General features: G+C 36.0%; 11 protein-coding genes. All 11 read right to left on the reverse strand.

The genetic code is table 11. The features are described from left to right. Nucleotides 1-53 precede the first annotated feature (53 nt). Nucleotides 54-356 (reverse strand): nucleotidyltransferase family protein, encoded by a 303-nt coding sequence (locus tag VGA95_14775; GenBank protein HEX9667809.1) that lies wholly within the window; start codon nt 354-356, stop codon nt 54-56. Between the two features lies 1 nt (nt 357). Next, nucleotides 358-579 carry a hypothetical protein gene (locus VGA95_14780; GenBank protein HEX9667810.1) on the reverse strand — a complete coding sequence of 74 codons (222 nt, stop codon included), beginning with the start codon at nt 577-579 and terminating at the stop codon, nt 358-360. A 110-nt stretch (nt 580-689) separates the two neighbouring features. Next, complete coding sequence (locus tag VGA95_14785; protein HEX9667811.1) at nt 690-1,952, reverse strand: restriction endonuclease subunit S; 1,263 nt, start codon at nt 1,950-1,952, stop codon at nt 690-692. 6 nt (nt 1,953-1,958) lie between these two features. Then, a complete protein-coding gene (locus tag VGA95_14790; GenBank protein ID HEX9667812.1) occupies nt 1,959-4,388 on the reverse strand; it encodes an AAA family ATPase in 2,430 nt (809 codons plus the stop codon). Next, nucleotides 4,369-4,566: a hypothetical protein gene (locus tag VGA95_14795; GenBank protein HEX9667813.1), complete on the reverse strand. Its 198-nt coding sequence runs from the start codon at nt 4,564-4,566 to the stop codon at nt 4,369-4,371. The genes VGA95_14790 and VGA95_14795 overlap by 20 nt, the downstream gene beginning before the upstream one ends. Next, nucleotides 4,566-4,877: a hypothetical protein gene (locus tag VGA95_14800; GenBank protein HEX9667814.1), complete on the reverse strand. Its 312-nt coding sequence runs from the start codon at nt 4,875-4,877 to the stop codon at nt 4,566-4,568. Before VGA95_14800 ends, VGA95_14795 begins: the two co-directional genes overlap by 1 nt. A 169-nt stretch (nt 4,878-5,046) precedes the next feature. Further along, nucleotides 5,047-5,355, reverse strand: a complete 309-nt coding sequence (locus VGA95_14805) for a hypothetical protein (protein ID HEX9667815.1) — start codon at nt 5,353-5,355, stop codon at nt 5,047-5,049. Between the two features lie 76 nt (nt 5,356-5,431). Beyond that, nucleotides 5,432-6,475 carry a Fic family protein gene (locus VGA95_14810; GenBank protein HEX9667816.1) on the reverse strand — a complete coding sequence of 348 codons (1,044 nt, stop codon included), beginning with the start codon at nt 6,473-6,475 and terminating at the stop codon, nt 5,432-5,434. A 202-nt stretch (nt 6,476-6,677) separates the two neighbouring features. Then, nucleotides 6,678-6,965, reverse strand: coding sequence for a GIY-YIG nuclease family protein (locus tag VGA95_14815; GenBank protein HEX9667817.1), 288 nt, complete (start codon nt 6,963-6,965; stop codon nt 6,678-6,680). 250 nt (nt 6,966-7,215) lie between these two features. Next, complete coding sequence (locus VGA95_14820) at nt 7,216-8,994, reverse strand: class I SAM-dependent DNA methyltransferase (protein ID HEX9667818.1); 1,779 nt, start codon at nt 8,992-8,994, stop codon at nt 7,216-7,218. 443 nt (nt 8,995-9,437) lie between these two features. Beyond that, a complete protein-coding gene (locus tag VGA95_14825; GenBank protein HEX9667819.1) occupies nt 9,438-11,552 on the reverse strand; it encodes a DEAD/DEAH box helicase family protein in 2,115 nt (704 codons plus the stop codon). Nucleotides 11,553-12,057: the final 505 nt, after the last annotated feature.

A 12,057-nucleotide genomic window follows, 5' to 3' on the forward strand; every position in this document is an offset into this window, starting at 1 on the left:
AGGATCTAGCAAGCCGTCTCCAACATTTGTATTCTTCTAAGAGTTCTATGTTCTTACGTCTTTTGGACATAAACGATATTCTCCATCACATAAGATCTAATCATTGGTTTTAATGCATCACCAGTTACAAGCTCAACCTTTGCTCCAAGCTTATCCGTGAGATAATCTTCAAGCTCGATGAAGTTGAAAAATCCTATCGGTTTTTCAAATTCAACTAGGATATCTATATCGCTTTCCGGTGTTTGTTCTTCCCTTGAATATGAGCCAAAGAGACCTAGATTCTTTACATTGTAAGTTTTGCTGAGATAAGAAAGCTCATCTTTAAGAATCTTTAAAATCTCCTCTTTTCTTTTCATTTTATGTACCTTCTTTTCTTAATGATCTTTCAAAAATCTGGGTAGGCAACGAGTCCCTTCGAGTAAGCTCAGGGCAGGCTTGCTCGTTGTATCTTAATAATCCACCAGCGAGACTGGTGGCTACCCTAGCCAATTCGTGAGACTTTTTCCACACCTCCAAATCTTCAAATCTTTTCGCTTTTTCCTTCCTACTGTCTTCTGTATCCTGTTTGCTGTCTACCATATACTTTCTACTGCCTACTAATTTGTATGTAAACTGTAAACTGTAAACAGTACACCGGGTAATAACTGAAAAAACCCACTTACCTAACAAACCCGTCTACTGTCTACCACCTACTGGCTACTTATCTTTACTCTTCTTTTTCCACTCAACAAATCATTCATCAACCCTTTCTTCACCCTTACTAACTTTTCCCTTTTCTTCCTCAACAACTCCAACCTCTTATCCACCGTGCTCAGTATTTCAGCAATCTTTTTCTGTTCGGGGAGGGAGGGGAGGGATAGTCTGAATATTTCAAACAATGATTTTTTAATTATAGGTACGGCGGCTGTACCAGAAAACGATTTGAGAAATTGGTTTTTGAACGTAATTGCGTAGTAAACATAATATGAATTTATTCCCTCACTACATATGATTGTATTTATTTGTTGATTAGTAATACAGTTTGTATAGGTTAACCCTGTCTTGCCTATTGTTGATCCAATACATACGACCAAGACCGCGTCCTTTGGTAAAATGAATCCAATTCGTTTCGCGCCTACTTCTGAAACATATCTCTCTGTTTTGTAAACATAATTTGTTTCACCCATATCTGCGGGAGTAACGAAAGGTACATCCCCATTCCAGTAAGCTTTGTTTGATGTCGCTGGTGTTTTCCCTGTAATTACCTTGCCAAGATTCTTTATTTTAACGACTTCCCACTCCTTCGGTATATTTCCTATCTCTGTTTGCTTGAATTCTCTTCTTGCCTGTCTACTGTCTACTGGATTCCATCTACCAGTCAATAGCTCCTGCATCAAGCCTCTCTTCAACCTCTGAGTCTTTTCTATGTCTTCATCTACCTTCTCAATTGCTTTATCTACCGTAGAAAGAATCTCCGCAATCTTCTTCTGTTCGGGTAGGGGTGGGATGGGGAGTTCAAAACTCTCAAGGTCATTTTTGCGAACTGCCTTGAAAGTTGATCCAGTAGAAATAGCTTCAAATCTTTTACTATTATGTTTAAAATAATAGAATAAGAATGAATGACTGAGTCTATTTGACTTGCATCTGATCGCAGCTAATCCCCTACCAATACAAACTTTTGAAGGAGATATGTTGACTTCTCCCACAGGCGCTCTCACGGAAATTAAAATATCATTTTTTTCTGCTACTTTTACTGGCTCGGAGCAATAAACAGTTGGAGATGGATAAATCTCCCCAAATTCCATTTTCCCTTGAAGAAAAGGCAAACCGTTTTTCTCTTTGTTGTAAGTTGATGATGGAGGAGATTGCCCCATAATAAGTTCTACTAGACTTTCATCATCTAAACTTTTTATCTCCCATTCATTTGAGAGAGATTTCGCATCTGTTTGTCCAAAATTTTCTTCTCTAATCATTTCCCACTAGTGCTTTTGCCATTCGTAACTTTTAATTCCACATCTACATCGAATTTTTCTTCCAACAGTGTCATAATATTCTTCTGATATGTATCTGTTACAATCACCACATTCAAATAAACTTGCAAGCTCATTTATATCATCATAAAATACTTTTAAATCTGATATGTTGTCCTTGTATGAACTATAGTGAGATGTCTTACTTCCGATAAAAGAAGAGGCGCTTAATCTATTCAAAACTTCTTCATCTTTGATCGGGCACTTTCTCTTTTTTACAGTACTTCTTAATTCAGAAAGCATTTCATATGACATCCTGTCTTCATTCTTATCATTATAAAGAAATTCCATTTTAACTTTGGTATTGAAAGAAATCTCTTTGAGGTGTCGCTCCAGATACTTCCTCATCATGTTACCCAAATCCGACTCATCAGATTTTTCAAGCTTCTTATCTATTCTTTCTTTTAGTTCTATCAATGGAATTTCTAAATCCACTCCTTTTTCTGAATCCCAAACTATTTTATTTATGAACCAATTTTTGCCTTTAACTATATTGGCAAAATAATCGAACCAATCTTTTTCATGAGTAAAAACGAAGATCTGATAATCTGAAAATTTCTCGACCAATAAATTTGCAAATCTCAAACGATGTGTTTTATCAAAGCTTGATATAACATCATCTAGAACAAAAAACTTATTAACTTTATTGAAAGCTTTCACGGATGAAAGAAATAAGCATATTCCCAAACAATTGAGATGAGATTCACTTAAATACTTGTCTGGCGGAGAAACTATTTCACCATGAAATTTATGTTGAATTGTTATCCCGACGAAATCATCATCCTTATCTAAGGGAATTATTTCAATTTCGTCAACATCTTCAGATGGATTCATATAGAGATACAATTCATTAATGTCCTTGGATATGGCATTTAAGAATGATAATAGACCTTCTCTTTGTTTTTTAACGAATTCATTATAAATCAGTTCCATTGATTGCACTTGCTGCTTGTGGAGATCAAATTCTTTCTTGAGCGACTTAATTTCTTTATATGCTTGCCGAACCGTTATTAATTTGCTATTGATAGAAAATTTTAGGTCATCCTTTTTAGCAGTAACTATCTTTTCTTTTTTCTCTTTTAAAATAGAAATTATTTGCTGAGCAGTTTCTAAATTAATCTTAATATGGTCTTCTGGCTTCTTTATTTCCTTAAGAGTAATAAGAGGATCTTCTTTTAGACTCTCTGAACAATTCTCCAGTATCTTCTTAATCTCTTCAACTTCATTTTTGATTTGCAGATTATCTTCTATTGAAAGGCATTTTTCCTTTAAAGTAGTCTCAAATTTTGGTGAAGCATTTTGGATAATTGTCAACGTAGTATGTCTTACTTCTTCCAAATTTTCCTTTTCTTTTTTGAAAGTTGATAATTCTTCGATTCTTTCTTTCAGTTCATTAATTAATTGTTCTCGATTTTTCCCCTGTAAACATAGAGGGCACTTATCAACTTCAAAAATCCTATTTTTAAGAAGCCTAAGCCCTTCTGATAATAATTTTTCCAAACTTATCCTCTTAAATTTTTCTAAATCCTTAAAAATCCCCTGATATTTTTCGTAGTAGTTCGTATAAGATGAAGCAATATCCTTTACGTAGCTTTTTAAATTGCTAAGTGGCTCAATTACATTATCATATGAAATAGTTAAGCGGAGAGACTCATCATCCCCTGGCTTTTTGATCAACTCAAGGATACTGTCAATACTTTGGTCGTCCTTAACATCGATGGAAAGTTCTAAAGGTTTAATTGATTCCTTAATCGCACTAAAATACTGATCATCATTATTAATGTTTTGCCCTATTTCGTTTAATATTTGAGCTTGCTTGTTGTTAATGTGACTTTCAAAATTTTTAATTTTTAGTTCATTTTTAAGACTATTTACCGTCTTTTTGAAAACATCTTTTATTCTTGTAACTTCAGAAAAACCAATTATTTGTGATATTTCGTTAAGTTTTTCAGTTTTAGTTGATAGGATAAATCTTAGCAAGTCTTTATATCTAAGGATCAAGTTCTCTTTTTGGGATGCTTCAAGGTAATCATTAAACTTAGAAGTTTCGTTTGAATATTCACTCGATAATTTAGAGCGTTGTAAGGAAAGTTTCTTAAGTGAATTCAGATTTGAATCAGAAAATTCTAAATTGATGTAAGCATCTTCATCTTCAGGTAAAAAAATATTTCTTAAAGCATTAATACCTCCAGTACCTATCTCTTCTCTTGAAAGATGTTCAACTCTACCTGTATAGAACCACTCAAGAGAATCGGTAATTGAACTCTTACCACTTCCATTATCACCATATAACAAAATCGACTTTGCCTTGTCTAGGGAAAGGTTCAGGTTTTCTCTAATTCCTCTAAGAGCCTTAATTTCAATATTTTTTATCTTCACTACTCTTAACCTCTCGAATTTTTTCAAGTCCATTTAATATATTTGTGTTTGTTAATTTGCGCTCTTTGTATAAATTCATTAAAGTCGTAGCAACATCATTCTGTACTCCCTCAATGTTGCCTATTTCTTCAAAAAATTCCTCTATAATTTCGACTCCAGCTTTAATATAGTGAGTCATTATCTTTTCTCCTTTTCAAAATAATTCCAGTCAATTTCAAGAATTACAGGCAAATCAATTTCTTTGATCTCAAACCCAGTTTTATTATTGCAAATTGGATAAACTCCATAAATTTTTAGAAAATCTAGAATGAAATAACTTTCTAAATCCTCAATACGGTAATTCCATAATTGTTTCAGCATTTCAAAATTAAGATAGGTAAAGTACAAACCTTCTGTTTTTCTATAGTTCACAAGACCTTCATTCCCAGACGAACCTTCATAATGATCGGAAAGTCGCTTACCTATACTGTTAGTTTTCTTTTCACTCATTCCGATATATATCAATCTTGACTTTCGAAAAGGATAAGGAATTTCTATCTCTTTTAGAAAGATAAAATAAAGACCACGTATTCCCATGAGAGGGTTAATATTAATTAATTCAAAATTAAGATGGTTATCGAAGAAGATTTTTATATTTTGCATATATTCTTTTTTTATTTTATTTGATCATTGCTATTGCATTTGAATATCTTTCAGATGAAGGATTGTAAACTGAAGCTACTGTAAAACTTTCGTTAAGTAATCTCAGTGATGTTATTAGATTAATATCAAATTGTCTCCAGTTTGGAATCTCATGAGGTTTAGTAGAGAATCCGGCTTCTTGGTAACAATCTACTTTTAATGTTCCACTTGTTTTATCTCTATATAGCGCATGAGGATGTACTAATCTATTTCCTTCACCTTTATAATTAAGTTCAACTTTATACCCTGATTTGATTGCTTCAATAATTTGGTTTTTTATGCTCATTGTTATCTCCATCATTTTCTGTTATTTCCATGCTTTAGCTTTCTCATAATCATCAACTTAATCATCAACCTAATCATCAACTCACTTTAAGCTCAAAAACAAGGCTCCTTCCTTTTCCGACCGGTCTAATCACATCCAATTGAACCAGTTTAGAAAGCTCTTTGTGAGCGGCTTGAGAAGAGATCCTAAACATCTCCCTTACATTACGATTCGTTATGCTCCCATTTTGATTTATGAATTCCACAATCCTCATCTGCTTTCCCGTTAATGCGATCTGTCCTTGCTTTGCTCTTCTCAATCTTTCACTGCTAAGTCTTATAACTCTTTCCTTTACAGCCGCTATGCTGACGTTTACCCCTTCAACAAAATATTCAAGCCAATTGGTTATATCGAGTGTCTTCTGATCTACACTCTGTAGCGCCTTGTAATAAGACGGTCTGTCCGAATCATAGTAGTCGTCGAGAGAAAAGAATTGTTTGGCATCAAATCCTTTCTGATAAAGTATTAGAGTCGCAAGTACCCGTGCTGTTCTGCCATTGCCGTCTACATAGGGATGGATTCTAACAAATTCGTAATGGGCTACTCCTGCCTCAATCAAGGGGTCAAGGGCATCAATCTCAGGCGAGTTTAACCACGCAATTAAATCCCTTACCAAGTCCGGAACATCTTCATTCTTAGGCGGTCTAAAAATAACCTCTCCCGTCGATCTATTTCCAACTATTACATAGCGATTACGATAAGAGCCACAATCTGATGGGTTCTTTAATGTTTCTTTCGTTACCAATTTGTGGATGTTTAGAATGTCTTCATCGGCAATCTTCTTGCCAACCGTTACCCTCTCGATATTTTCGAGTACCCACAAATAGTTTAAGACCTCTTGTTTATCCTTGCGGGTCGCCATTACTTCGCGTCCTTGAGCTAAATTGCTGACCTGTTCCAGAGATAACCTGTTTCCTTCAATGGCCGTAGATGAATGGGCGCTTCGGATAATTGCTTCACGGCGAAGAGAGACCTCCCATTTGGGTATGAGAGGTGAATTCAAAATTATTGCTCTTGCTTCAGCGATATGGGTAAGATTTCTAACGATCTTATCTGTATATCTAAAATTTGGTTTAAACATTGATAGTATACTGTTAATTTAAGCTCAATAGATGCACCCTTCAACATGCTCGGGATGAACTCCGCGACGAAGAATCTAGAAACAATAGATCCTTCGCTGCCCCTTCACTATGTTCAGGGCTTCGGCTCAGGATGACAGATAAAAAGCATAGACTCTTCACTTCGTTCAGAGTGACAAAAATGCAAGGGTGACAAAATAGTGTTTATTCAAACCACTCTTCACTCAAATCCTTCCATTCTGGATTTATAGATTCAATTAAAGCTATCTTTTTCTTTCGCAACCATCCCTTTATCTGTTTCTCCCTTGCAATCGCTTCCTCGACGTCATTTGTGTCTTCATAATAAACTAACTTAGTGATGTTGTATTTCTTTGTAAAACCCTCAACCATCTTATTTTTATGCTCATAAATGCGGCGTAAAAGATCATTGGTCACGCCAGCGTAAAGGGTCTTCGAGCGGTTAGTCATTATGTAAACATAGTATTGTCTCATTTCTAATACACCGTCAATTAGGGCTATGTCATTCTGACCCCTTTCACGGTATAGAGCACACGCTCTAGCAAAGAATCATCTATTAGACTCTTCGCTCGGCTCAGAGTGACAGCAGGAATCGTCATTCTGAGGAGCCCTTCGGCTATGCTCGGGGTAAACGCCACAACGAAGGATTTTGAAACAATAGATCCTTCGCTTACGCTCAGGATGACAGAAAGGGCGCTCGGGATGACACTTAGCAAACCTTTTTTCACTTCAGTTCCTCGAGATACCCCTCGATACTTCTTCCAACATCTGCGAGTTCATCTTCTATTCTGCGGATTTCCTTCCACTCTTGCTCTACATCTATTTCCTCAGTTTCTTCTTCTGGAAAGACATAAAGGGTCACATTCAGGTTGTAGTCGTTTTCTTTAATCTTTTCTTTGTCAATGATTTTGGAAAAACCATCTTTTTCTTCGAATTCTTCATATGCTTTTACAATTTTATCTATATGATTATTTCCTAGTTGATTAAGTTTTCTGACTTCGGGGTGCTGCTGGAAATCTTTGCTTGCGTTTATGAATAGAATTTTTTCTTTTCTCTCATCTGTTTTGTTCTTGTTGAGAATTATTATTGCTCCTGGCGCGCCCGTGTTATAGAAGAGCTTTTCGGGAAGTAAGATGATAGCCTCAATTAAATCTGAATTTACAATACTCGTTCTTATTACCTTTTCTTTACCGCCCCTGAATAGACAGCCATTGTCTATTACAACACCGACCCTTCCATTTTTTTCATCTGCTGACGCTAACATGTGCTGAATCCAGGCCCAATCTGCAGATTGCTTCGGTGTAAATCCACTCTTAAACCTTTGTTTCCAGAACTCTCCTTTTTTAAGAATGTTCTCTTCATAACCATCCTGGTTCCAGGGGGGATTAGCTATTACGACATCAAATTTCTTAATATTTTCCCCTTCAGTTCGACTGAGCTCACCACTAGCCTTGAATTTGGGATAAAGTAGCGTGTCTCCAAGCAAAAGCTGAGCATTTCTTATATCGTGGATATATAAGTTCATTTTTGCCAGGGCAAGAGTTCTGTGATTAGCTTCCTGTCCATAGAGAAAAAGTTTCTCGGCTTCACTTTTGCCGTTTTTATTTTTAATGTGATCGTAGGAAGTTATTATCATCCCACCTGAACCACAGGCAGGATCACAAACACTTTCTCCGGGTTTTGGACTAAGAATTTCAACAATAAGTTTTATTACTTCTCTCGGTGTATAGACCTCCCCTTCTTTTGCCTTTTGTGGCGCAAAGTATCTTAAAAGCCACTCGTATGCATCACCGAGGATATCAGGTGATACATGCTGAAGGGGTTTAGCACTAAACAATTCAACCAGTTGTCTTAATATTTCTGCATTTTCGCTAGAAGATGTAAATTGAACGAAATCAACGTTTTCGAATACGTCTTTTAGCTCGGGATTTCTCTCAGCAAGATTCTTCATAGCCTTGGAAAAGTTTTCGGGAAGTCTTGCAGGGTCTTTCCTGATTTCATCCCAAAGCAGTTCTTTTGAAATATCAAAGTCGTGATAGATAGAATTTTGCGCTTCTTCTGTAGCTTCCTCTTCACTCAGCCCATCTTCAAGCGCTTCTTTGTAAGCGTGTTCAAATTCCATCTCCCACTTGTCGCTTATCCTTTTATAGAAGAGAAGGAGAAGGATAAAACTGTAATCCACTCTCGTTCGAATAAGGTCTGCTGCGCCCTTTAGGAGGGTTTCGAGGTCGGCCCTTGTTAATTGCCTTTTAGCTTTTAATTCCTTAAATAACTCGTTTTGTTTATCTATGAGGGTGTAAATTCGTTTCCTGGCATCGGTAGGATCAAAATCTACCTTTATCAAGCCGCTCTTTCGTAGTTCAGAAAGAATTACATTTATTTGGTCTTCACTATCCTCAAAATTTTTATTTAAGATATTTGCAGCTTGATCGAAACGGAAGGTAGAATCTTTATATGTTCTCCATAAGGCTTCATATCTTTTCTCTAGCCAGGAAGTAACCATAAGCCATCTCCTTTGAGAAAATTAGATAAGTAATCATCCATTAACTTATACAATAAGCTTCTTGTTAAGATTTGTCAATATAATTTTTATTTTGCTATATAAGCAAGGTGATACACGGTGCCAGACTAGAATAATTGATGTTAAAAAGTATATTTAAAGCTTAATATTTCGCTAGTTCCGTGAACTATTGCATATAATATGCACTATTCAGAAGGAAACATAATTATAAGTAATTAGTGGACGTAATGGCTTTATCCTCCGCTAATAAAATTAGGAACAGATACTTAGCTATTCCTTATCCACACTTCGACTAGGCCCTTCGACGCGGAAAGGTAATCGGTGTGAGCAGCTTTTATACAGGCCAAACCGAACGATCATCTACGTTGTCCAGTCAAGTTAATCCTGAATCCCGAGAAATTTAGCGACAGACAATATGTTTTTACTTATAACAAAATAGGATTTCTTCTGATTCTTTTGTAGTATCTATTTCTCTTCTTAAATAATTTTTCCAAAACCTCGATATTGCTGTCTCTATAGTCATAAACCTTCTTGATCTTACCTTCTCCCCGTTGAATTCTGCCAATATACTGAATAAGCTTTCCCTCGAATGAAAAAGGAAATACAAGAAAAAGACAATCTAGATTATTTATATCACTCCCCTCACCTAGAAGTTGACCAGTTGCAATAAGCACTTGAAAGTGTCCTTCATGAATACGTTTTTCATATTCGTTTCTTTTCTTTGGAGTCATGCCTCCAGTAAAACTGACTATTTCGAAATCCCTTTTTAGGTAAAAGTTTAAGATGTCAACGTGTTCCTTCCTCTCGGTTAAGACGAGACATCTATTACCTTTTTTCACTTCTTGAACTATGTCATTAACAATTATTGCATTTCTATTAGAATCGAATGTCAGAATCTTTGTGATCGTATGAAAATCACTAATTTTGGCTGGAAAGGGAAGGAGGAAATTAGTGTTTCTTATTACAACTTCTAATTGTCCTCGTTGATCCTTGTCAGATTCTTTTTGATAGTCCTTCGGAATTTCATGGATGACTTCTCCCAGATATGCATAAATGAGTTTTTCGTCATTGTATTTTCGTTTGGGTGTTGCGGTTAAGCCATGGAGATACTTTACATTGAATTTGGTTACCACATCCCGGAACATTTTCGCCGGCATATGATGACATTCATCAATTAGAAGCAATCCAAAAGATTTATTTAGTCCTTTCCATTCCGTTAACCGTGAAAGACTCTGTACCATTGCTACGGTTATCGGTGACTTGACTGCCTTTTTGTTAGATACAAACTGTCCTATTTCTTTTCTGGGAATACTTAGAAAGCTCTCAATACTTTCAATCCACTGATTGCATATCTGCTTTCTATGGGTAACAATAAGGGCTGGCTGTTTCTTCCTTGAGATGAGCTCGAGTCCCATAATTGTTTTGCCGGATCCTGGCGGAGCAACAAGAACACCCGAATCCGTATTGTCAAAACGATCAATAGCTTCTTTCTGAAAATCAAACAATTCAAAACTTGGCTTAAGTTGTATTTCTGCCAATTTATTTCTTTTGTCTTTAATCACATGATCAATACCGTTTTCCTTAAGGTGCCTTAATAACGGATAAAGGAATCCTCTGGGAATTAAAATATCATTTTGATCTTCGACAATTGTCTTGAAGTACTTTTGGATATTATATGTCGATAAACCAATATTTTGTTTGATAAAATACTCTGCATTGAAAAAATTCAGCTCTTCCCTAAGAAAAGAGGCGAGTGATCTCGTAATATAGGACTTAGGAATGGAAATATATTCGGCAATCGTAATAGGCAATAGACCTTTACTTGCGTTTTCATCTTTCCGATTCTTGCGATCTACAATGATGGCAAAAAGTTCGTTGAGCTTTCTCTTCGATACTTTTTCTACCTTATTGAGAAAATCCCATTGATCTCTTGCCGGCTCGAAATTACAATTCGGGTCAAGAAAAACACTATTACCAGTCTTCATTGATCTTCCTTGAAGAGGTAAAGCGATCAAGTTACCAAGCCCTTTGCCTGAATGATAGTCTTGATTCGGAATTAAACGATCGAAACTATCATCTTTATCTAACTCATCAATATTTTCTGACTCCCTGAGTAAATAGAAAAAGATACGACGACTTTTATGCGCAGGGTATGGCTCTTCAAAAAAACACCATGCATGTCCTCCACGCCCAGAGCGTGATCTTTCTACATATACAGGAAGGTCATATCTCTTAAAGGTAATAAAGAGTCGTTTCGCAGAATTTAACCAATCAACACCATCAAAATCAGCAGCAATAAGGTAGGAGGTATTGTCCGCCAAAAGTGGATAGATACCGACCACGATTCTGCCTAAAAGGTGTCGCTCTATATATAAATTAGCGAGTGGCATATATTCCTTTTTTAATCTGTCTTTGTAGACAGGGGAATATCCACTTACACTACCATCCCACTTCTCCCAACGCTGTGCGAAAACATCTGTTCTTGCCTTGAAGAATGAGGTAAATATGTCGAGTTGCCTTTGATTGGGGAAATATGACATTTCAACAAAAACTCTTCATGGTCAAAAGTTGCAATAAAATTTTAATTTATTCAAAGGGAAAGGAAAAGACTTTAACGCTCATCGCGAGATTATTTATCTACAATCCAATTGGTTGCCATAACACAGAAAGGATAGAAAACTGCTTCATTTCACTGCCAATTTCAGATGTTATATGTTTCATGGACAAAATTTTTACAATTTGATGAATACATTCATTTTGATTAGTCCTTTTCAGAATGAAAAGGACTTGAACGGCATTCCAAAAATTGCGGCCTGTGCTGAACTTGTTTCAGTATTAAGAAAATCAGAAACGAAGACGTAAAAATCTCCCTAAATCCCTCTTTAAAAAAGAGGGACTTCGTTTAATTTCCTCCTTTTTAAAGGAGGACTAATGAGGATTTTTGGTAAATTTTTTGGGCAGCCTTATCCTGGTCGAAGGATTGCTTCTTTGTACCTGTGCTGAACCATGTCCTGACGATAGGTCAGGATCTATTCAGTATCAAGA

It is taken from the genome of Thermodesulfobacteriota bacterium (genome assembly GCA_036397855.1).
GTDB lineage: Bacteria > Desulfobacterota_D > UBA1144 > Nemesobacterales > CSP1-2 > DASWID01.